Genomic DNA, 21,560 nt, shown 5'->3' on the forward strand with positions numbered 1-21,560 from the left:
TCATGAAAGAGAATCGACTGATGCGGGCCCGGACCGCGGCCGTGCTGCTGGCGTTTGCCGGACTGGGCGGTTGGGGTTCCGCGAGCGCGGCGGAGTACTGGCTGCAGACCGGTACCACGACGATCGCCGGCGTACCGATGTGGGGCTATGCCTTGTGCGGCACGGGCAGTGCGGCGCCGACCGGCTGCAATGCGCCGGTCACGGTACCCGGTCCGGCCCTGAACGTGCCGCCGGGGGAAGGGCTGGTCGTCCACCTGACCAATACGCTGCCCGAACCCAGCTCGCTGGTGATCGCCAGCCAGGTCAAGCAGGAGGGCATGCAGCCGGTCTGGTTCGAACCCGATGGCGGCGCGACCTATACCGGCGCGCGGCCGGCCGGCAACACGACGGCGCGCGTACGCTCCTTCGACCGCGAGGCGGCGCCGGGCGGCGGCACCGCCACCTATACCTGGACCAGCGTCCGCCCCGGCACCTATCTGTACAGCAGCGGCACCCATCCGCAGGTCCAGGTGCAGATGGGCCTGTACGGCGCGATGACCAAGGATGCCGGCACCGGCAGGGTCGCCTACAGCAGCGGCGGCAGCAATATCGTCTACGCCAACCAGGTCACGCTGGTCTACAGCGAGATCGACCCGGCGATGCACGCGGCGGTCGCGGCCGGCACTTATGGCGGCAGGGGCGGGCCCGGCAGTACGCTGGAATACCAGCCGAAGTATTTCCTGATCAACGGTACGCCGTTTCCGGGCCAGGGCCTCGATCCGCTCGATATTCCGACCCTGGCGCCTGGTTCGCCGGGGGTGCCGGCGGGGAGCAACCTGCTGATCCGCTTCGTCAATGCGGGTCTGAAATCGCACGTGCCGACGATCAATGGCCAGTACTGGCAAGTGGTGGCGGAAGACGGCAATCCGGTACCCTTCCTGGGCAATCCGCGCCAGCAATACACGGCCTTCCTGCCGCCGGCGAAGACGCTGGACGTGCTGCTCAAGCCGGTGAGCAGCAGTACCCAGGATACGCTCAGGTTCGCCGTGTTCGACAGCCGGCTGTACGATACCAGCAACGGCAACCCGAACGGCGGCATGCAGTTCCGCCTGGCGGTGGCGCCCGCAGTCGCCGCGCCGCCCGTCTTCGATACGGCGCCGGTGACCACGGCGACCGTCGGCCAGCCCTACACCTATGCCGCGCATGCCACCGGCAGTGCCGGACATGCCGTCCAGTACAGCCTGAGCGGCGCGCCGGCCGGCATGAGCGTGGCGCCCGCAACCGGCTTGGTCAGCTGGCCGGCGCCGGTGGCCGGCAGTTATCCGCTGACCCTGCGCGCGACCGACCAGGTGACGCCGACCCTGTTCGCCGACCAGGCCTACACCCTGGTGGCGGCCGCCGGGACGGGTGACGCGCCGGTCGCGGTGGCCGATACCTACACGGCGATCGCCCACGCGGCAAGCGCCGGCAACCAGTCCGTCGCGCCCCCGGGCGTGCTCGCCAACGACAGCGCTTCCGGCGGGCAGGCGCTGAGCGCCGTGAAGATCAAGGAATGCACGGTCGTCAACGGCAACTGCAACACCAGCTCGAGCCGCGTCACGGTCAATCCGAACGGCAGCCTTGCAATGAGCTCGTCGACCGCCACCAACGAAGTGCGCGTCACCTATCGGGCCCAGACGGGCAGCGGCGCGGCGGCGCGGCAGAGCGCCGACACGCTGGTGACGATCAAGGTCATCGATAACCGGGCGCCGGTGGCGGCGGCGGATGCCTTCGATGCGCCACGCTGCATCGTCCGCGTCGGTACATCCGGTTCGACCTGCCGCACCTTTGGCAGCGGCGCCTATGTGCCGGTGGYGCTGGCCCCGGCGGCGAACGACACCGACCCCGACAGCGCCACCATGGACGCGGCCAACCAGTTGCCGCTGGCCGTGGCGCGGGTGCGGCAGCCGGGCAGCGGAGGCAGCGGCGGCTCCAGCAGCGCGACCAGGCAAGGTGGCACCGTGACGGTCAGCGGGGCCGGCGTCACCTATGTCCCGCGCTGGAACTTCACGGGGTCAGACACCTTCGAGTACCGCGTCAAGGACCGTCTCGGCAAGGAGTCCGGCAGCACCAACAGCACCGGCTGGGCCGTCGTGACGGTACAGGTCAACTAGGAGGCTGCCATGAGCAAACGCCACCTTTTCCGCCGCTGGCTCGCCGGCGCCGCCGGCGCGGCGGCGCTGGCGGGATGTTCGACGCCGCCGCCGGCTGTGCCGGCCGCCGCCGTCAGCGATCCGGCCCTGGGCGAATCGCTGGGTATCGCGGTTCACGGCCTGCACCTGTCGGCCCACGGCTACATCCTCGACCTGCGCTACCGCGTCACCGACCCCGCCAAGGCGGCCGTGCTGCTGGACTCGAAGAGGAAGGTCCAGCTGCTCGACCCGCGGCGCGGCGCCGCGCTCGGCATCCCCGAATCGCCCGTCATCGGACCCATGCGCCAGACCGCGCGCAATCACGTCCTGTACCAGGACCGGGATTATTTCGTCCTGTTCGTCAATCCCGGACATGCCGTGCGGGCCGGCGAAACGGTGCAGCTCGCGGTCGACGGCCGGCCGCTTGCGCGCCTGACGGTCGAATAGGAGGGAGCGATGAAGACAGCGATTCGAGCCGCCCTTGGCGGTGGCATGCTGGCGGCGCTGCTGGCGCAGCCGGTGGGGGCGGGGGTGCTGACGCCCGACCTGGCCGCGAAGCTGGCGGAACACAAGGCGGCGGACATGCTGCCGGTGATCATCCAGCTGCCCGACCGTGTCGACCTGAGCGCCTTCAAGGTGAACGACCGCCGCAAGCGCGACAACGCGGTGGTGAAGGCGCTCAAGGCCAAGGCCGGGGCCGGGGCCGCCACGCTGGGGCCGATCCTGGCCCAGTTCGGCATCGCGAATCCGCAGCAACTGTGGATCATCAATGCGGTGGCGGTCACGCTGCCGGTTTGGGCCGTGCAAGAGCTTGCCCGCAACCCGCGGATTGGCCGGATCGGCTATGATGGCGCGGTACTGTTCGCGAGCGTGCCGAAGGCCGCGGCGGCGCCGTCCGGCAGCTGGAACCTGGACGCGGTCACGGCGCCGGCCCTGTGGGGAATGGGGCTGAACGGTAGCGGCGCGGTGGTCGCCAGCCTGGATACCGGGGTCGATGCCGCCCATCCGGACCTGGCGGCAAGCTGGCGCGGCGGCACCAACAGCTGGTACGATCCCTATGCCCAGCACGCCACGCCCTACGACTTCAGTGGGCATGGCACCCAGACCGTCGGGCTGATGGTGGGCGCCTCCGCCAGCGGCACGCCCATTGGAATGGCGCCGGGTGCGCGCTGGATCGCGGCAAAGGTATTCGACGACAGCGGGACGGGAAGCCTGAGCAAGTTTCATCTCGCCTTTCAGTGGCTCCTGGATCCCGACGGCAACGTGGCGACCCTGGACGCGCCGGACGTGGTCAACGCTTCCTGGGGCCTGAGCGGGCTTGCGCCGGGCAGCTGCAACACCGAATTCGCGGGCGACATCCAGGCGCTGAAGGCGGCGGGGATCTCGATCGTATTCGCGGGCGGCAATGGCGGACCGGATCCGGCGACCAGCGCCAGCCCGGCATCGAACCCGGGGGCGATCGCCGTCGGTTCCCTCGATGCATCGCTGGTGCTCGATCCTTACAGCAGCCGCGGCCCCTCGGCCTGCGACGGCGGCGTGTATCCGAAGCTGGTCGCGCCGGGCGTGAACGTGGTCAGCACCGACCTGTCGTTCGGCGGCATGCCTTTGTACGCCACGGTCTCGGGCACCTCCTTCGCCGCGCCGCACGTGGCCGGCGCCCTGGCCCTGCTGGCGGGGGCGTTTCCGGCGGCGCCGCTGTCGACGATCGAAACCGCGCTGGTCGACAGCGCGCGCGACCTCGGCGAGGCGGGCCCCGACAACCAGTACGGCTATGGCGTCGTCGATGTCGCCGCGGCGCGCGAGCTGCTTGCCGCGCGCGTCGGCGGCGGTGCCCCGGTCATCACATCGACGGCGCCGGCCTCGGTGATGGTGGGGGAGACTTACGTCTACGCGCTGCAGGCCAGCGACCCCGAGGGCGGCAAGCTGGCCTATGCGCTGAAAACCGCCCCGGCCGGGATGGCCATCGATGCCGCCACCGGCGTCATCAACTGGGTCCCGACCCTTCAGCAGGTGGGCACGCAGGGCGCCGTGGCGCAGGTCACCGACCCGTCCGGATTGCAGGCCACGCAAGGCTTCTCGGTCACGGTGCTGAAAGCGAACAGCGCCCCGCTGGCGGGCGCCGACAGTTATACGGTCGCCGCCAACGCGATCCTCTCGATTGCCGCACCGGGCGTGCTGGCCAACGACCGCGATCCCGACGGCGACGCGATCCGGGCCTTCCCGGTGACGGCACCGGTGCACGGGTCGCTCGTGCTGAACGTCGACGGCAGCTTCCGCTATACGCCGGCGGCGGGCTACAGCGGCACCGACAGTTTCAGCTACCGCGCCGCCGACGCCTCGGCCAGCAGCTCGCCGGCGACGGTGAGCCTGACGGTGCAGGCGGCCGTCAAGGCCCCGCTGGCGGTGGCGGACAGCTACACGGCGCCGGTCTACCGCAGCGCACCGTATGCGGCGCGGACGCTCACCGTGCTCGCCAACGACAATGCGAATGGCGGCACGATCGCACCGTCCACCCTCGCGATCGTGAACGCGCCCGCGAAGGGCGGCAGCGCCAGGGCCAACAGCGACGGCAGCATCGCCTACACGCCGGCGCTCAGGTTCAGCGGCACCGAAACCTTCACCTACCGGGTGAAGAATACGCAGGGACAGTGGTCGAATACCGCCACGGTCACCGTCAAGGTCCAGTGAGGCGCTCATGGGCATCCTGATCGCGCGCCTCGCAGGCGCCGCCTTGCTGTCGGCGGGATGGCTGCTGGGACCGGCCGCGGCCTGTGCCCAGGTGCCGGCGAAGGCGCCCGCCGTCGCGGCGGCGGCGGCCGGAGAAGGCATCTACCGCAGCGGCGTGACCCGCGACGGCACGGCGATCCGGGGTGTCGGGGCGAACGGCATCGTCCTGCAAGGCCAGGAAGCGGCGTGCGCACAATGCCACAGGCCGAGCGGCTTCGGTACCGCGGAGGGCGCCTTCGTGGTGCGGCCGATCACCGCGAACGACCTGTTCCAGGAGCGTGCCCCGGTGGCCTCCAGCCCGAGAATCGCCCATCAGCTCGGCAAGCCGCAGCGGCCGCCGTATGACGATGCGAGCCTGGCAAGGACCCTGCGAAGCGGTGTCGACATGCGTGGAGAGGCCCTGAGCGCGCTGATGCCGCGCTATGCGCTGTCGGCGGGCGAGCTGCGTGACCTGAGCGCCTACCTGCACACGCTCGGCGCGGCGCCGCCCGAAGGCGTCGACGACCGGGATGTGCATTTCGCGACCGTGATCCAGCCCGGCGTGCCGGCATCGCGGCGGGCCGCGCTGCTCGCGGTTTTCGACGCCTTCATCCGCGACAAGAACGCAGCGGTGCGTTCGGAACCGGCAAGACGCAGCGCCGGCGCCATGCGTATGCAGCGTGCATATCGCCGCTGGGTGACGCATGTCTGGCAACTGGAGGGCCCGCCCGACGGCTGGGGCGAACAGCTCGAACGCTTCTACCGTGCGCAGCCGGTGTTCGCGCTGGTATCCGGACTGGGCGACCAGGACTGGACCCCGCTGCACCGGTTCAGCGAACGGCGCCGACTGCCCTGCATCTTGCCGCAGACCTTGTTGCCGGCCGCCGCGCTGCCGAACCGGTACACCATCTATTTTTCGGACGGCATCATCCTCGAGGCAGAGGGGATGGCGCGCCACCTGGCCGGCACCCTGGCCCTTGGCCGCGTGACCCAGGTCTATCGCGGCGGCGACCCGCTGGCGGAGGCGGCCGCGGCGGCCCTGCGGCGGGCCTTGCCGTCCGGCCGCATCGAACTCGCCGACCAGGTGCTGGGGGACGATGCGCAGCCGGAGCGGCGGCTCGGCCGCCAGGGCGACATCGCCACGGTGGTCTGGCTGGATGGCGGACAGCTCGCAAGTCTGACCCCGGCGCCGGAGGTGCCGGTCTACCTTTCCGGTTCACTGGCCCCGGCGGCCCCGCCGGGCTGGGAGCGCAGCTTGCTGGTCACGCGCTGGGACACGGGCGCCGCGCACGAGCGGCGCGTTCGGCGCGTGCGCGACTGGCTGCGGGCCCGCGCAATTCCCGACGGCGAGGAAGCGGTGCAGGTCGATGCCTTGTTCGCCCTGTCGATGGTCGGCGAAGCCATGATGCACATGCTCGACAGCTTTTCCCGCGAGTACCTGGTTGAACTGGTCGAGCACAACGTCAACGTCACGGTGCTGCCCTCGATGTATCCGCATCTCAGCCTCGGCCGCGACATGCGCGTGGCCGCGCATGAAGTCTATGTGAGCGGCGAGACGGAGCCGGTGAGCGCGTCCGTGGCCGCCGCAGGCCCCTGAGCCTGCCGATCGATGTCTCTTTGGAGGTCGCCATGTCAAAGTCCGATCGAGGCCGCGCCCTGTGCCGGTCGCTGGCCATCCTGGCGCTGGTTCTCGGCGCCGCGGGCACGCCGTGCCGGGCGCACGACCAGTCGAAAGCGGGCGCGGGCGTCCCGCTGCCGCCGCTCGCGAGGAGTGCGGGCCTGTACCGACCGGCGCCGGCGCCGATCGTGCTGACCCGTGCCGACGGCAAGCGGACCCTGCTTGAGGACGAACTGGCCTTCGACGGCCCGGTCCTGCTGAACTTCGTGTTCACCACCTGCTCGACGGTATGCCCGATCGCCAGCCGTACCCTCTCGGAAGTACCGGCCAGGCTGCGGCGCGGCGAGCATGTCCGCATGATGTCGATTTCCCTCGATCCCTTGAACGACACGCCCGAGGCCTTGCGCGCCTATGCCGCGAAATTCGGCGCCGGCCCGGAGTGGCGCTTCTACACCGGCAGCGTCGACGCCAGCGCGGCCGCGCAGCGCGCGTTCGATCTGTTCCGGGGCGACAAGATGAACCATGCCGCCGTCACGCTGGTGCGGCCGGCCGGCGGGCGCTCCTGGGTGCGGCTGGAGGGCTTTCCTAGCGCCGACCAGCTGGTCGCGGAACTGCGGGGTAAATAAGGTAAACCCCGTAGCGGGAAATAGGGTGCGCCGCATAGGGGCGGCATGCGCCTGTTTTAGTACAGTGCCTGCATGCCGGTTCCAAAAAGCAGGCCTATCATGTATTCCCGTCCATACCGTCAAGTGTGCAGTTCGCCGCTCCAGCCCGGCCCCGTCCGCATCGGGGGACGGTCATGAAGTTCCAGGCAAGGATCATCCGCGCCGGCGCGGACATCGCGACGCTCGACATCGACGCGATCGACCGCGACGACGCGGCGCGCCAGGTGCTGGCGCAGGGCCACGCCCTGCTGTCGCTGCGCAGCGCCGCCGCCTGGGGCAGGGTGTTCCGGCGCCGGCCGCCCCGCTTTCCGCTGTCCCTGTTCAGCCAGGAGCTGCTGGCCCTGCTGAGGGCGGGACTGGCGGTCGTCGAGGCGCTCGAAACCCTGGCCGACAAGGAAAGCCGGCCCGAGATCGCGCGCGTGCTCCGGCAGATGGTGGCCCTGCTGTACGAGGGCAGGCCGCTGTCCTATGCCATCGAGCATGGCGGCGCCGCGCTTCCCCCCCTGTATATCGCGACCCTGCGCGCCAGCGAGCGCACCGGGGCGCTGGAAGAGGCGCTCGGCCGCTACATCGACTACCAGGGCCAGGTCGACCGCCTGCGCCGGCATCTCGTCGGGGCCTCCATCTATCCGGTGGTGCTGGCAGTCGTCGGTGTGCTGGTGACGGTCTTCCTCATGATGTACGTCGTACCCCGCTTCAGCATGGTCTATGCCGACATCGGCGGCGAATTGCCGTGGGCGTCCCGCTTGTTGATGACGGCAGGACAATTCCTTGGCGAAAATCGCCTGGGCATCCTGGCGGCCGGCGCCGCCTGCCTTGGCGGCGCGGTGTATGCCGCGCGGCTGGCGCTGGTGCGCGCCTGGTGCCAGCGCCGGGCGTGGCAGCTGCCGGCCATCGGCGCGCGCCTGCGCCTGTTCTACCTCTCGCGCGTGTACAGGACCCTCGGGATGCTGCTGCGCGGCGGTTTGCCGATCGGCACCGCGCTGCCGATGGTCAGCGATCTGCTGCAGATGCAGATGCGGGCCCAGCTGGCAATGGCGGCCCGGCATATCGGTGAAGGGCATGCGATCTCGCGCTCCATGGAGGATTTCGGCCTGACGACGCCGGTGGCGGTGCGCATGATGCGGGTGGGGGAGCGGACCGGGCAGATGGGCGAGATGATGGAGCGCATCGCCAGCTTCTACGAAGAAGAGCTGGCCCGCTGGATCGAGCAGTTCACCAAGCTGTTCGAGCCGATTCTGATGATCGTCATCGGTGCCATGATCGGCGGAATCGTGGTGCTGATGTACCTTCCGATCTTCGACCTCGCGGGGAACATCCAATGAACGCCGCCGTCATCGCCGATGCCGCCCGCGACCGGTTTTCGTCCGAAGAACTGCGCGCGGCGCGGCGGCAGGCGGGAGACATGCCGGGACGCGCCACCGAAATCCTGGAAGAGGCGGCGGGGCTGGACCCGCAGCGATTCCTCGGGCGGCTCGGGCGGACGCTGGGCTATGCGCCGGTCGACGCCACGACGCTTGCCACTTTCACGCCACTGTTCGACAGCATCGGTTTCCGCGACGCGAGCGAGCGCCGCTGCATGGCGATGCGGGATGCCGACGGTCTGCCGGTCGCCGTTACGGCCGATCCCCTGGCGCCGGGGCTGGCGGCCTGGGTCGAAACCCGCCTGCCGGCGGGCTTTGGCTGGCGGCTGGTGCATCGGCGCGACCTTCAGGCTTTCCTGCGCCGCCACGAGGAAACCCTGCGTGCCATGGACAGCATGGTCCCGCAGGCCGGCGCCGACGTCCAGGCCGACCAGGAGGCGGAAGAGCTGACCTTTCTTCGCATCAGCGAGCATGCCAGTCCAGTGGTCAAACTGGTCGATTCCACCCTGTACGATGCGGTCAGGCTGGGCGCGAGCGACATCCATCTCGAAACGGGGCACGCGGGCATGTCGATCAAGTACCGGGTCGACGGGGTGTTGACCCTTGCCGCCACGCTGGCGGGGGCGGACCAGGCCGAGCAGATCGTCTCGCGCGTCAAGGTGATGGCCGAACTCGACATCGCGGAACGCCGGGTGCCGCAGGATGGGCGTTTCAAGGTCACGGTGCGCCAGCGCCAGGTGGACTTCCGCGTCTCCATCATGCCCAGCATCTTCGGCGAGGATGCCGTCCTCCGGATCCTGGACAAACAGAGCCTGTCGGACCAGATGCGCGGCCTTCGGCTCGACAGCCTGGGCTTCGATGCCGACGCGGTCGCCATGATGCGCCGCCTGTCCGGTGTTCCCTACGGCATGGTGCTGGTGACCGGGCCGACCGGCAGCGGCAAGACCACCACGCTGTATGCCGCGATCGCGGAGATCAACCATGGGCTGGACAAGATCATCACGATCGAGGACCCGGTGGAATACCAGTTGCCAGGCGTGCTGCAGATTCCCGTCAACGAGAAGAAGGGACTCACCTTCGCGCGCGGCCTGCGCTCGATCCTGCGCCACGATCCGGACAAGATCATGGTGGGCGAGATCCGCGATGCCGAAACGGCGCAGATCGCGGTGCAGTCGGCGCTCACCGGTCACCTCGTCTTCACGACTGTCCACGCGAACAATGTCTTCGACGTGATCGGGCGTTTCATGCACATGGGGGTCGATCCCTACAGCTTCGTGTCGGCGCTGAACGGCGTGATCGCCCAGCGCCTGCTGCGGGTGAATTGTCCGGCCTGCAGCCGGCCGGTCGTCCCCGATCCGGCCCTGCTGGCGGAATCCGGCATCGACGGGTCGCGCGCGGCAGGCGCGCGCCTGATGGCGGGCTGCGGCTGCGGCGAGTGTCGCGGCACCGGATTCAGGGGCCGGCGCGCGATCGGCGAACTGCTGCTGCTGAATGACGAAATCAGGGAACTCATCGTCGCGCGGGCGCCGCTGCGCCTGATTCGCGAAGCCGCCGAGCGGAACGGTACACGCCAGTTGCGCGAGATCGCTGTCGATATCGCGCTGTCGGGCCAGACCACGTTGCAGGAGATTAATCGTGTCACCTTTGTCGTTCGTTGACTGGGACATCCGCGTCGGCCACGCCGCGGTCGGCGTGCGCCGCCGTCATTCCAGGCTGTCGCCGGGCGGCTGGCGGCGCAGCGAGACCGGCGGCGTGCTCCCGCACACCGGGGCCGGCGGCGCCGGCATGCCCTGGGCGGCAGCGCTCGAAGCGCTGGCACTGCAGCTGGACAAACTGGGCCAGCCGGGCGGTCGCGCGCGCGTGGTCCTGGCCGACAGCATGGTGCGTTATGCGGTGCTGTCGAAGACCGCGGCGCTGGTGAACGAGGACGAGGAAGCTGTCTACATACGCCACCGGTTCAGCCAGCTCTACGATGCGGGCACGGCCGCCTGGGACATCCGGGTCGACCGCTGGCACGGCGAGCGGCCGCGCCTGGCCAGCGCCGTCGACCCGGACCTGATCGCGACGCTGGAGGAAGTGCTGCGCGCGCACGGCATCCGCCTGCGTTCCCTGGTGCCGGCCCTGGCGGACAGCGCCAACCGCCATCTGTCGCAGCTGACGGAGCCGGCGGGCTGGCTGCTGCTGCATGACGCCGGCAGCCTTGGCATGGCGCGCTGGGAGGAGGGCGCCTGGATCTGCGCCCGCAGCTTGCGCGTGACGCCCCAGTGGCATTCGGCGCTGGCGGACCTGCTGGCCCGCGAAGAGTGCCTGCATGACGGCCAGCGCGAAGCCGCCGTGGTGTATCTCGACGACGCCTCCCGCGCTGCGGAGACGAGCCCGGCGCCGGTGCCGGGCTGGCGCATCCTGCCCCTGGGCGGCGCCGGCGACGTGGAGGGCGCGGCATGAAGCGCATGCGCCTGCTTCGGCTGGACCACGGACATCACGCACCGCGCTGGCTGCGGACGCCTGCGTTGGCCCTCGCCACGGCGCTGCTGGCTTGCGCGGCGCAGGGACTGTATGCCTTCCGGCTGGCGGAGTCGGCCCTGCAACTCCAGCAACTGGAAGAGGCGCGCCTGCAGGTGGCCGGACACGGCGCGCCGAAGCAGGGCCAGGAGCGAGCGCGCAAACGCCTGGCGCCTTCCGACGAGACGCTGGCCGCGCAGCTGCGTGCGGAACTCGCGAAGCCCTGGGAGCGCCTGTTTTCGGCGATCGAGGACAACACCGGACCAGACGTCAGCCTGCTGTCGCTGACCCCGACGCCGGGACGGCCGCAGCTGCAGCTCGGCGGGGAGGCGCGCAGCATGGCGGCGCTCCTGGCCTTCCTGAAACGACTGCAGGAGAGCGGCGCCTATCCGGGCGTGTACCTGCGCGAACACCATGTCGATCCGGCCGACCCCCGGCAAGCGGTCAGGTTTTCGATGGAATTGAGATGGGAGAGAAGCATATGAGCATTTCCGCCTTCATTGCGCAGGCCCGTACGGGACCGCGGCTTGTGCGATCCCGGCACGAGGTCCTGGCCGCCCGGCTGGCCGCGCTGCGGCAGCATCTGCTCCTGTTGCGGAGCCGGCTCGGCCTCCAGGGAATGGCAGCGATCCTGCTGGCGTTCGCCGCGGCGTCGCTGTATCCCTTGTCGATCGCGCCTTCGCTGGACGCGATCGCGGCCACCCGGCAGCGCCTGAGCCTACCCCGTCCCCAGCGGCCGGCGATCGTCGATCCCGTGCCTGCGGACGGCATCGAGCGGCTGCGCAGCGCGCTCGCCGACGAGCGCCAGTTCCCGGACCGGCTCGACCGCCTGGTGGGCTATGCGGGCGAATACGGTTTGTCCCTGAACGACGGTGCGTATTCGGTCGCCAGGGAGGCGCGCGGACAGATCGTGCGCTATGAGGTGACGCTGCCCGTGCATGGAAGCTATCCGCAGGTGCGGCGCTTCCTGTCCGCCGTATTGTCGCGGGAGCGGGCCGTGGCCCTGCTCGATGTGCAGTTCCGCCGCGCGAAGCTCAGCGATCCGGCCCTCGATGCGACCGTCAGGCTTGCCTATTTCATGAGGCCGGCGCCGTGATCGCCACCCTGCACAAGCATCGCCGCGCCGGCTTGAACCTGGTGTTCGCCGCGCTGCTGGCGGCCTGCTGGAGTCCCGAGCAGGTATCCGAGCCGGTCCGGCGGACCGCGCGGGCGGCGCCGCGAGCCGCGCCTGTGGCAAGGACCGTACCCGCCGCGCTGCCGCCATCCCTGCCGCAGGCTGCGGCACCCGCCGACCCGCCACCCGTCATGAAAGCCGAGATCGCCGATCCGTTTGCGGCGACCAACTGGTCGGCTCCCGCGACTCCCCCGCCTGCCGCCGAAGCCGGCCCGAAGCAAGCCGCCGCTGCGCCGCCGGCGCCGCCGCCGGCCCCCTCGGCGCCGCCCAATCCCTTCGTGTACGTGGGCAGCTACAAGGATGGGGCGCAGCAGGTGGTGATGCTGATGCGCGGCGAGCAGCTGCTGCTGATCCAGCAAGGGGAGACGATCGACAACACCTACCGGCTGGAGCGGATCCTGCCGGGCGGGCTCGTCATGACTTACCTGCCGCTCCAGTTGCGCCAGTCCGTTCCCATTACCGACCCGGTTTGAGGCCACCCCATGATTACCTCGCATGCCCGCCGCCTGACCGTCCTGTGCAGCACTGTCGCCTTGTTGCTGGGTGGCTGCGCCGCCGAGCGCCTCCAGCGCGAGGGCATGCAGCTGATAGGGTCAGGCAAGCCGGAAGAAGGCTTGCACAAGCTCGAGGAGGCGAGCGCGCTGGAGCCGGGCAACGCCGCCTATCGTGCCAACCTGCTGCGCCAGAAGGCCGATACCGTCGCGGGCATGCTCGAAAAAGCGGATGCGGCGCGCGCAGCCCATCGCGACGAGCTCGCGCGCGAGCTGTATGCGCGGATCTTGCGGATCGCTCCCATGGACGGCGGCGCCCGGGCCGGGCTCGAGGCCCTGGACCGCGAACAGCGGCATGCCGCCTGGCTCGACGCCGCGGCCGCCGCCCTGAAGAACAACGACGTCGACGCGGCCCAGGTATATATCCACCGCATCCTGCTCGAGAACGAGCGGCACGCCGGGGCCCGGGCCCTTCAGCGCCAGCTGGACGAGCAGCGCGCCAACATCCTGGCGTCGGGAACAGGTTTGAACGCCAAGTTCCGCCGCCCCGTGACCCTGCAGTTTCGCGACGCGACCCTGAAAGTGGTTTTCGAAGCCCTGGCGAGGTCCAGCGGCATCAACGTCCTGCTGGACAAGGAAGTCAAGACCGATACCAAGATCTCGATCTTCGTCAAGGACATCGCCGTCGCCGATGCCGTCGACCTCATCCTCTTGCAGACCCAGCTGGAGAAGAAGCTGCTGAGCGATAACACCATCCTCGTCTACCAGAACACCGCAGCCAAGATCAAGGAGTTCCAGGACCTGAAGATCCGCAGCTTTCATCTGGTCAACGCGGACGCCAAGCAGCTCGTCACGATGATCAAGACGCTGCTGAAGACCAAGGACATCTTCGTCCACGAGAAGACCAATTCCATCATCATGCGCGACACGCCGGACGTGATCGAGCTGGCCGGCCGGCTGGTCGAGGACCAGGACATCGCCGACCCGGAAGTGATGCTGGAGGTCGAGGTGCTCGAGGTCGGCCGGTCCAAGCTGTCGGAGATCGGCGTGAACTACCCGTCGTCGCTGAACTTCTCGCTCCAGGCCAACGGCCTGGCTGCGGGCCTGCCGGTCGAGCCCTTCCGGCATATCAATGGCGACAACATCATCGTCAGTCCGGTACCGGCGCTTACTTTGAACATGTTGTGGCAAGACGGGGATTCGAACCTGCTGGCCAGTCCCAGGATCCGTGCGCGCAACCACGAAAAGGCGAAGGTCATGATCGGCGACCGGGTTCCCGTGATCACCAATGCAATCACGCCGGTATCGACCGGAACGCCGGTGGTGACCGGGAACGTCCAGTACCTCGACGTCGGGCTGAAGCTCGAGGTCGAGCCGGAGATCCATCTGGATAACGACGTCAGCATCAAGGTCAACCTCGAGGTCAGCTCGATCGTGAAGGAAGTACAGAACACGGTGTCGGGCACGCTGGCCTACCAGGTCGGTACCCGCAATGCGACCACCGTCCTGCGACTGAAGGATGGCGAGACGCAAATTCTCGCCGGCCTGATCAACGACGAAGACCGCGACAGCGCAAGCCGCATCCCGGGCCTGGGCAGCCTGCCGGTGCTCGGCTCGCTGTTCTCGAGCCGGAAGAACGACAAGCGCAAGACGGAGATCGTGCTGTCGATTACGCCCCACGTCGTCGGCGGCAGGCGCAGCGTCGACGCCCGCAGCGCGGAATTCTGGGCCGGCACCGAAGCGAGTCCGCGCAACGGCACACTGCTGGCGCGATCCTTCGGCCAGGTCAGCACGTCGGCAACGGGCAGCCGCCCGGGGCCGCACACGGCGCTGGTTCCGGGCCAGCCCTCGGCGCCGCCGCCGCCGGCCGTGCCATCGGGACAACCGGTGGTGCTGACATGGCAGGGTCCGAGCCAGGCCAAGGTAGGCGAAAAGGTCAGCGTCACGCTCAATGCCCAGAGCGCGCAGGCCGTGAAATCGCTGGCGCTGGTTCTCGAATACGATCCGGCGGTGTTGCGTCCGGTGGACGTCAGCGAAGGCAATTTCGTGACCCAGGCGGGAGCGCCGTCCCAGTTTTCCAAGAACCTGGGGGCCGGCAACGGCCAGATCGCGATCAGCCTTGCGAACGCCGGCACGGCCGGCTCGAGCGGGGCGGGCAGTGTCGTCAGCGCCACCTTCGAGGTGCTCGCGAGCGCGCCGCAGACCCAGATCAAGGCCGGCAGCGCAACCGGCACGGACGCGGGCGGCCAGGCCCTGCCGGTGAATGCGACGGCGCCGCTGTCGCTGGAGACCTCGCTATGAGCCGCGGTTTTACCCTGATCGAGATGGTCATCACGCTCGCCATCGTCGGCCTCCTCGCAAGCCTTGCCTTCCCGATGGCGGAACTGGCGGTGCGGCGTGAACGCGAGGCCGAACTGCGGCGCGTGCTGATCGACATGCGGGAGGCGATCGACGCCTACCACCGTGCGGTCGAGGAGGGGAGGATCATCCGTTCGGCACGCAGTTCGGGCTATCCGCCCAGCCTCAAGGTCCTCGTGGAGGGCGAGCGCGACGCGGCCGACCCGAACGGCAAGGCGCGCCTCTATTTCCTTCGCAGCATTCCGCGGGATCCGATGGCAAGCGATCCCGCGCTCGATAACGATGCGACCTGGGCAAAACGCGAATACGCGAGCAGCGCCGACGAGCCGCGCGAGGGCGAGGATGTATTCGACGTCCACTCGCGCAGCGAAGAGGTGGGCATCAACGGTGTTCCTTACAGGCGGTGGTGATCGTCATGAGACCATGCAAGTGCCGGAAAATGGGATTCACGCTGGTGGAGCTCCTGGTTGTGCTGAGCATCATCTCGCTGCTCCTGACGATCGGCGTTCCCCGCTATTTCCACAGCCTCGACCTGTCGCGCGAGCAAGTGTTGCGTGCCGACCTCGCCGCGATGCGTCACGTTCTCGATAAATACTACGAGGACCATGGCGTGTATCCGGACACCCTGGCTGATCTCGTCAGCAAGCATTATCTGCGCGCGATGCCGGTGGACCCCTTGACCGGCAAGGCCGACAGCTGGGTGGCGGTGGCGCCGGACACCCCTGAAAAGGGCGGCGTTGCCGATCTGCACAGCGGGGCCGAGGGCAAGGCGCTGGACGGCAGCATCTATGGAGACTGGTGATGGTGTTCCCGCGTGCTTCCTTGCGTCCCCGCGCCCGCGAAGGCGGATTTGCCTATCTCATGGTCCTGATCATGGTTGCCGGCATCGGTGTTTCTATGGTCAAGCTGGTGGATGGATGGCATGATAGTGTCCAGCGCGAGCGCGAGAAGCAACTCCTGTTCGCCGGTCACCAGATCCGCAGCGCGATCATCCACTATTACGAGMATGCGCCGCCGCAGGCGATGAAATTTCCCATGGCGCTGGCGGATCTGTTGCGCGATCCCCGCCAGCCGGGCACCGTCCGCCATTTGCGTGAAGTCTACCGCGACCCCATGACGGGAAACGACGACTGGGGCCTCGTCAAGAGCGCTGCCGGGGAGATCATGGGCGTCTATAGCCGCGCTGCGGGCGTCCCGCTGAAACAGGGGAATTTCGCGCTGGCCGACCGCGCATTTGCCGGCGCGCGCAGTTATGCCGATTGGACTTTTGTTTTTTCGCCCGGACGTTATACCGCATTGTCGCAGAGGCCCGCATCACAATAACGAGACAGGAGTTGACATGGAAAAGATCGGAAAGATCATGATTGTCGAAAACCATGCGCTGCTGCGCGCCGGCATGCGCTCGCTGATCTCGATGGACCCGACACTGGAGGTGGTCGGCGACCTCGGGAACGCGAAGGATGCGATCGCGGCGCTGCGGACCATGAGTCCGGACCTGATCCTGATGGACATCTCGATGCCGGGCATGAGCGGCATCGAAGCCGTCATCGACATCAAGAAGCGCTACCCGCGGATCCGGATCATCATCGTCACCATCCATCGTGCCGACGAGTACATTCATTCGAGCCTGCGCGCCGGCGCCGACGGCTACCTGCTGAAAGACGCCACCCATGAAGAGCTCCAGGTGGCCATCCGCAGCGTGCTGTCGGGCAAGACTTACTTGAGTCCCGACGTTTCCGGTGAAGTCATCCAGCGCTACCTGAATGCCGGGCGCGAAGCTTCCGCGACGCCGCTCGGCGACCTGACCCACCGCGAGCGCCAGGTGCTGAAACTGATTGCCGAAGGCCACACGAACAAATACATCGCGGACTACTTCACACTGAGCGTCAAGACCGTCGAGAAGCACCGCTCGAACCTGATGCAGAAACTGGACATGCACAATGCTTCAGCCCTCACGGCCTTCGCCATCGACCAGGGACTGCTGGGGCACACGTTCGGGGAGCATTGATGCCATGGGACGACATGCCAGGTTCGCCGTGGCGTGGTCGATTGCCGGTGTGGCATCGACCGCTTGCGCCGATGTCTATACCTACGTGGGCAGCGACAATGTCGTCGTACTGACCAACTCCCGTCCGCAGAACCAGCAAGCGGAGGTGCTGGTGGCAGAGCGCGCGGCGGCCGTGCGCGCGTCCGCAGAACAGGCCGGCCCGTCGCGGCCGCGGTCCCGCTACGACGGCATCATCGATGCCGCCGCCCAGGCCTTCGGACTCGATGGCGCGCTGCTGCATGCGGTCATTGCGGTCGAATCCGGCTACAACGTGCAGGCACGTTCCAGCCGCGGCGCTTCYGGCCTGATGCAGTTGATGCCGGACACCGCACGGGTCTTCGGCACGGCCGACGTCTTTGATCCGGCCCAGAACGTCAATGGCGGCGCCCGTTATCTCCGCTATCTGCTCGACAAGTACGACAACCAGCTCGATATCGTCCTTGCGGCTTACAACGCGGGCGAGAAAGCGCTGCTCAAGTATGGGCGGAAGGTTCCGCCGTTCAAGGAAACCCTGCGCTATGTGGAGCAGGTGCAGACGCGCTACCGCTCGAATCGCGATGCGCGGGACGCAGATGCTCCGGCCGGGGCATCGGATCGGCGATAGGGGTCCTGGCTGAATGACCGTGGCGCTGGACGAAGCAAGGCTTTCGACCGGCGGACCCGGCGGATTTGGTACACTGCGCCTTTTTGCATTGACGACGATGTCCGTATCCGCCGAGCTGCGCGCAGGCGCACTGATCCACCTGCTTGAAACGGACCCGCGCAGCAAATGCGATGGCGTAGCGGCGCTGGCGCAAGCCTGGGCGTCCGGCACCCTCGCACTCGACGACGCCGCCGTCTTCGAGCCGGAGGGCGCGATTCCCGGCCGGCCCGCCAAACCCGAGCTGGTGCCGCCGCGCCTGGTCGGCCGCCGCTCGATGGTCACCCCGGAGGGCCGCGCGATGCTGGTCCACGCCCTGGCCCACATCGAGTTCAACGCCATCAACCTGGCCCTGGACGCCATCTGGCGCTTTCCCGGCATGCCGGCGGACTACTACGCCGACTGGCTGCGGGTGGCGAAGGAGGAGGCCTATCACTTCTCGCTGCTGGACGCCCACCTGGATACGCTCGGCCATGCCTACGGCGACTTTCCCGGCCACGACAGCCTGTGGGAGATGGTCGAGAAGACTCGCGGCGACATCCTCGCGCGCATGGCCCTGGTGCCGCGCACCCTGGAAGCGCGCGGGCTGGACGCGATCCCGCCGCTGCGCGCCAAGCTGGCCCAGGCCGGCGACATCGCGGCGGCCGACATCCTGGACATCATCCTGCGCGACGAGGTCGGCCACGTCGAGATCGGCAACCGCTGGTATCTGGGCCTGTGCGCCCAGCGCGGCCTGGAACCGGTCTCCACCTACGAGCAGCTGGCGGTACACTACAAGGCGCCGGTGTTGAAGGGGCCGTTCAACCTGGACGCGCGCCGGCGCGCCGGTTTTACCGAGGCGGAACTCGCGCGCTATCGTGGCGACAGCGTTTCCTTCTCCGCCTGAGAATAGAACGATGGACGAGGCAGGCGACAGCAGTCATCCGCGCGGCTTCCTGCTGACCCGGCACTGGCGCGACCTGGACGCCGGCGTCGAGCTGGAGTTCTGGCTGGCGACCGAGGACGGTCCGCGCCGCGTGCGCGTGCCGGGCCAGCGCGCGGTCGCCTTCATCCCGGCCGAGCAGCGCGAAGCCGCCGAATTCGTCCTGCGCGGCGAAAAGGGCTGGGAGTTGCGCGAACTGGCGCTGACCGACTTCCACCACCGGCCGGTGCTCGGGCTCTATTGCCGCCACTACCGCAAGCTGCTGGCGCTGGAAAAGCGCCTGCGCCAGCATGGCGTCGACGTCTACGAGGCTGACGTGCGTCCGCCCGAACGCTACCTGATGGAGCGCTTCATCAGCGCGCCGGTGCTGTTTGCCGGCGCGCCGGCGGCGGGCGACCCGCAACTGCTGCTCGACGGGCACTTGAGGCCCGACGGCGACTATCGTCCGGCGATCCGCACCGTTTCGCTGGACATCGAGACCACCATGCAGGGCGAGCTGCGCTCGATCGCGCTGGAAGGCTGCGGCCAGCGCCAGGTCTACATGCTGGGGCCGCCCAATGGCGATCCCGCCGGCCTCGATTTCGCCTACGAGGTCTGCGAGAGCCGCCTGGTCCTGCTTGACCGGCTGGAGGCGTGGTTCCGGACCCACGATCCGGATGCCGTGATCGGCTGGAACCTGGTGCAGTTCGACCTGAGGGTGCTGCAGAAGCATGCCGAGGGCCTGCGCCATCCGCTGCGGCTGGGACGCGGCGGCGCGGCGATGGAATGGCGCGAGCACGGCGGCAAGCAGGAGCATTATTTCGTGCAGATCCCGGGCCGCCTGGTCATTGACGGCATCGAGGCGCTGCGCTCGGCTACCTGGAGCTTTCCCTCCTTCAGCCTGGAATCGGTGGCGCAAAGCCTGCTGGGCGAGGGCAAGGAGATCGACAATCCCTACGACCGCATGGCCTCGATCGACCGCATGTTCGAGGAGGACAAGCCGGCCCTGGCCCGCTACAACCTGAAGGACTGCGAACTCGTCACGCGCATCTTCGACAAGACCGGATTGATGCACTTCCTGCTGGAGCGCGCCAGCGTGACCGGGCTGGCGGCCGACCGCAGCGGCGGCTCGGTGGCGGCCTTCGAGCACTCCTATATCCCGCTGATGCACCGCCAGGGTTTCGTCGCCCCCAACATCGGCGACGTGGCGGGCGCCGACAGCCCCGGCGGCTTCGTGATGGATTCGCGCTCCGGCCTCTACGACTCGGTGCTGGTGCTCGACTATAAAAGCCTGTACCCGTCCATCATCCGCACCTTCCTGATCGATCCGGTCGGCCTGGTCGTGGGGCTGGCGGAGCCGGAGGAAGCCACCGTGCCGGGCTTTCGAGGCGGGCGCTTCTCGCGCACCCGGCACTGCCTGCCCGGCATCGTGACGCGCGTGTGGGCGGGCAGGGAAGCGGCCAAGCGCGAAAAGAACGCGCCGCTGTCGCAGGCGCTGAAGATCATCATGAACGCCTTCTACGGGGTGCTGGGCACCACCGCCTGCCGCTTCTTCGATCCGCGCCTGGCCTCGTCGATCACGATGCGCGGCCACCAGATCATGCACCGCACCCGCGAGCTGATCGAAGAGCGCGGCTACCAGGTGATCTACGGCGACACCGACTCGACCTTCGTCTGGCTGGGGCGCGCCCACGCGGACGACGACGCGCTGCGGATCGGCCGCGAGCTGGTCGACCACGTCAACCGCTGGTGGCGCGAGACCCTGCGCGACGAGCTGGGGCTGGAGAGCGCGCTGGAGCTGGAATACGACGTCCACTTCCGGCGCTTCCTGATGCCGACCGTGCGCGGCTCCGACGAGGGCAGCAAGAAGCGCTACGCCGGCCTGGCGACCGGCGCCGACGGCAGCGACGAGMTGGTCTACAAGGGCCTGGAGACGGTGCGTACCGACTGGACCCCGCTGGCCCAGCAGTTCCAGCAAGGGCTGTACGAGCGCATCTTCAAGGAGCAGCCCTACGAGGACTACGTGCGCGACTACGTGGCGTGCACCCTGGGCGGCGAATTCGAGGAACTGCTGGTGTACAGGAAGCGCCTGCGCCGCGCGCTGGACGAATACGAACGCAACGTCCCGCCGCACGTGCGCGCGGCGCGCATCGCCGACGAGTTCCACATCCGGCAAGGGCGGCCGGCGCAGTACCGCAACGGCGGCTGGATCCGTTATGTGATGACGACCGCCGGGCCGGAGCCGCTCGACGTCCGCGAGTCGGGGGCGGGGGCGCCGATCGACTACGAGCACTATCTGACCAGGCAGCTGGAGCCGRTGGCGGATGCGATCTTGCCGTTCATGGGGGATAGTTTCGGGCGCTTGACCAGTCCGCAGGGGGCTTTGTTTTAGGCGCTGTTCGCGCCAAGTGTGGAATCTTTTCTGCAAGCTTGCGGTCCAATGTCGACCTGAACCGTTGACGGAGGCCCCATGCAAGCACGGCAGTTCGAACAGTTCCTGCAACGCCTGTCCTCTCTAACGCGGCGCCAGCGCGACCGCCTGCTCGACCTGCTGCAATCGGCGCCCGGCCTCGACCGTGTACTCGAGATCGTCGAGCAACCCGCCACACCACTCTGCTGCCCGCACTGCCAGGCCAACAAACCCTATCGTCACGGTCACGCGCACGGACTGCAGCGCTACCGCTGTCGCAACTGCCATCGCACCTTCAATGCCCTCAGCGGCACGCCGCTGGCCCGGCTGCGCTACAAGGCACACTGGCTCGACTATCTCGGCTGCATGCTCGATTCGCGCAGCGTGCGCCGCTCGGCGCGCGAGATCGGCGTGGCCAGTGCGACCAGCTTTCGATGGCGTCACCGTTTCCTGGCCTTGAGCAAGGATGACCGCCCGCAGCGGCTGAGTGGGATCGCCGAAGCCGATGAGATGTATGTGCTCGAATCGCACAAG

The 21,560-nt window shown here is 68.4% G+C and carries 20 protein-coding genes; all 20 read left to right on the plus strand.

The annotated features are described in order from the left end of the window. Positions 1 to 2 precede the first annotated feature (2 nt). Positions 3 to 2,132 carry an Ig-like domain-containing protein gene (locus AC1DIX_RS20350; RefSeq protein ID WP_477326895.1) on the plus strand — a complete coding sequence of 710 codons (2,130 nt, stop codon included), beginning with the start codon at positions 3 to 5 and terminating at the stop codon, positions 2,130 to 2,132. A gap of 9 nt (positions 2,133 to 2,141) precedes the next feature. After that, positions 2,142 to 2,597, plus strand: a complete 456-nt coding sequence (locus tag AC1DIX_RS20355; RefSeq protein ID WP_477326897.1) for a hypothetical protein — start codon at positions 2,142 to 2,144, stop codon at positions 2,595 to 2,597. 9 nt (positions 2,598 to 2,606) lie between these two features. After that, positions 2,607 to 4,838 carry a S8 family serine peptidase gene (locus AC1DIX_RS20360; RefSeq protein WP_477326899.1) on the plus strand — a complete coding sequence of 744 codons (2,232 nt, stop codon included), beginning with the start codon at positions 2,607 to 2,609 and terminating at the stop codon, positions 4,836 to 4,838. A 7-nt stretch (positions 4,839 to 4,845) separates the two neighbouring features. After that, positions 4,846 to 6,453, plus strand: a complete 1,608-nt coding sequence (locus tag AC1DIX_RS20365; RefSeq protein WP_477326901.1) for a c-type cytochrome — start codon at positions 4,846 to 4,848, stop codon at positions 6,451 to 6,453. Positions 6,454 to 6,485: 32 nt separating this feature from the next. Continuing rightward, positions 6,486 to 7,100, plus strand: a complete 615-nt coding sequence (locus AC1DIX_RS20370; protein WP_477326903.1) for an SCO family protein — start codon at positions 6,486 to 6,488, stop codon at positions 7,098 to 7,100. A 173-nt stretch (positions 7,101 to 7,273) separates the two neighbouring features. After that, positions 7,274 to 8,464, plus strand: coding sequence for a type II secretion system F family protein (locus AC1DIX_RS20375; RefSeq protein WP_477326905.1), 1,191 nt, complete (start codon positions 7,274 to 7,276; stop codon positions 8,462 to 8,464). Further along, the gene (locus tag AC1DIX_RS20380) at positions 8,461 to 10,161 is read left to right on the plus strand and encodes a GspE/PulE family protein (RefSeq protein WP_477326907.1); all 1,701 of its coding nucleotides are present in this window, start codon (positions 8,461 to 8,463) and stop codon (positions 10,159 to 10,161) included. The genes AC1DIX_RS20375 and AC1DIX_RS20380 overlap by 4 nt, the downstream gene beginning before the upstream one ends. Continuing rightward, complete coding sequence (locus AC1DIX_RS20385; RefSeq protein ID WP_477326909.1) at positions 10,139 to 10,948, plus strand: hypothetical protein; 810 nt, start codon at positions 10,139 to 10,141, stop codon at positions 10,946 to 10,948. The genes AC1DIX_RS20380 and AC1DIX_RS20385 overlap by 23 nt, the downstream gene beginning before the upstream one ends. Continuing rightward, positions 10,945 to 11,490 (plus strand): PilN domain-containing protein, encoded by a 546-nt coding sequence (locus AC1DIX_RS20390; protein WP_477326911.1) that lies wholly within the window; start codon positions 10,945 to 10,947, stop codon positions 11,488 to 11,490. The genes AC1DIX_RS20385 and AC1DIX_RS20390 overlap by 4 nt, the downstream gene beginning before the upstream one ends. Beyond that, a complete protein-coding gene (locus tag AC1DIX_RS20395; protein WP_477326913.1) occupies positions 11,487 to 12,101 on the plus strand; it encodes a hypothetical protein in 615 nt (204 codons plus the stop codon). The genes AC1DIX_RS20390 and AC1DIX_RS20395 overlap by 4 nt, the downstream gene beginning before the upstream one ends. A 134-nt stretch (positions 12,102 to 12,235) precedes the next feature. Then, positions 12,236 to 12,652, plus strand: a complete 417-nt coding sequence (locus tag AC1DIX_RS20400; RefSeq protein ID WP_477326915.1) for a hypothetical protein — start codon at positions 12,236 to 12,238, stop codon at positions 12,650 to 12,652. A 9-nt stretch (positions 12,653 to 12,661) separates the two neighbouring features. Beyond that, the gene (locus tag AC1DIX_RS20405; protein WP_477326917.1) at positions 12,662 to 14,971 is read left to right on the plus strand and encodes a cohesin domain-containing protein; all 2,310 of its coding nucleotides are present in this window, start codon (positions 12,662 to 12,664) and stop codon (positions 14,969 to 14,971) included. Further along, complete coding sequence (locus tag AC1DIX_RS20410) at positions 14,968 to 15,438, plus strand: type II secretion system protein (RefSeq protein ID WP_477326919.1); 471 nt, start codon at positions 14,968 to 14,970, stop codon at positions 15,436 to 15,438. The genes AC1DIX_RS20405 and AC1DIX_RS20410 overlap by 4 nt, the downstream gene beginning before the upstream one ends. 29 nt (positions 15,439 to 15,467) lie before the next feature. Then, complete coding sequence (locus AC1DIX_RS20415) at positions 15,468 to 15,830, plus strand: type II secretion system protein (RefSeq protein WP_477326931.1); 363 nt, start codon at positions 15,468 to 15,470, stop codon at positions 15,828 to 15,830. Beyond that, on the plus strand, positions 15,830 to 16,351 hold the full coding sequence (locus AC1DIX_RS20420) for a type II secretion system protein (protein WP_477326921.1): 522 nt from the start codon (positions 15,830 to 15,832) through the stop codon (positions 16,349 to 16,351). The genes AC1DIX_RS20415 and AC1DIX_RS20420 overlap by 1 nt, the downstream gene beginning before the upstream one ends. Before the next feature lie 16 nt (positions 16,352 to 16,367). Beyond that, on the plus strand, positions 16,368 to 17,036 hold the full coding sequence (locus AC1DIX_RS20425) for a response regulator (RefSeq protein ID WP_442123240.1): 669 nt from the start codon (positions 16,368 to 16,370) through the stop codon (positions 17,034 to 17,036). A gap of 4 nt (positions 17,037 to 17,040) precedes the next feature. After that, positions 17,041 to 17,679, plus strand: a complete 639-nt coding sequence (locus AC1DIX_RS20430; RefSeq protein ID WP_477326923.1) for a lytic transglycosylase domain-containing protein — start codon at positions 17,041 to 17,043, stop codon at positions 17,677 to 17,679. Between the two features lie 97 nt (positions 17,680 to 17,776). After that, a complete protein-coding gene (locus AC1DIX_RS20435) occupies positions 17,777 to 18,601 on the plus strand; it encodes a ferritin-like domain-containing protein (protein WP_477326925.1) in 825 nt (274 codons plus the stop codon). A 10-nt stretch (positions 18,602 to 18,611) separates the two neighbouring features. Beyond that, on the plus strand, positions 18,612 to 21,008 hold the full coding sequence (locus AC1DIX_RS20440; protein ID WP_477326927.1) for a DNA polymerase II: 2,397 nt from the start codon (positions 18,612 to 18,614) through the stop codon (positions 21,006 to 21,008). A gap of 78 nt (positions 21,009 to 21,086) precedes the next feature. Next, on the plus strand, positions 21,087 to 21,560 hold a 474-nt coding region (locus AC1DIX_RS20445), incomplete at its 3' end, for a transposase (protein WP_477326929.1).

The organism is Massilia sp. 05N420 (assembly GCF_056397205.1).

Bases quoted from the DNA above. Each gene is read 5' to 3' on its own strand.
- AC1DIX_RS20415 (WP_477326931.1), top strand. From the start codon at position 15,468: ATGGGATTCACGCTGGTGGAGCTCCTGGTTGTGCTGAGCATCATCTCG.
- AC1DIX_RS20375 (WP_477326905.1), top strand. From the start codon at position 7,274: ATGAAGTTCCAGGCAAGGATCATCCGCGCCGGCGCGGACATCGCGACG.
- AC1DIX_RS20365 (WP_477326901.1), top strand. From the start codon at position 4,846: ATGGGCATCCTGATCGCGCGCCTCGCAGGCGCCGCCTTGCTGTCGGCG.
- AC1DIX_RS20380 (WP_477326907.1), top strand. From the start codon at position 8,461: ATGAACGCCGCCGTCATCGCCGATGCCGCCCGCGACCGGTTTTCGTCC.
- AC1DIX_RS20395 (WP_477326913.1), top strand. From the start codon at position 11,487: ATGAGCATTTCCGCCTTCATTGCGCAGGCCCGTACGGGACCGCGGCTT.
- AC1DIX_RS20370 (WP_477326903.1), top strand. From the start codon at position 6,486: ATGTCAAAGTCCGATCGAGGCCGCGCCCTGTGCCGGTCGCTGGCCATC.
- AC1DIX_RS20435 (WP_477326925.1), top strand. From the start codon at position 17,777: ATGTCCGTATCCGCCGAGCTGCGCGCAGGCGCACTGATCCACCTGCTT.
- AC1DIX_RS20405 (WP_477326917.1), top strand. From the start codon at position 12,662: ATGATTACCTCGCATGCCCGCCGCCTGACCGTCCTGTGCAGCACTGTC.
- AC1DIX_RS20425 (WP_442123240.1), top strand. From the start codon at position 16,368: ATGGAAAAGATCGGAAAGATCATGATTGTCGAAAACCATGCGCTGCTG.
- AC1DIX_RS20360 (WP_477326899.1), top strand. From the start codon at position 2,607: ATGAAGACAGCGATTCGAGCCGCCCTTGGCGGTGGCATGCTGGCGGCG.
- AC1DIX_RS20410 (WP_477326919.1), top strand. From the start codon at position 14,968: ATGAGCCGCGGTTTTACCCTGATCGAGATGGTCATCACGCTCGCCATC.
- AC1DIX_RS20355 (WP_477326897.1), top strand. From the start codon at position 2,142: ATGAGCAAACGCCACCTTTTCCGCCGCTGGCTCGCCGGCGCCGCCGGC.
- AC1DIX_RS20390 (WP_477326911.1), top strand. From the start codon at position 10,945: ATGAAGCGCATGCGCCTGCTTCGGCTGGACCACGGACATCACGCACCG.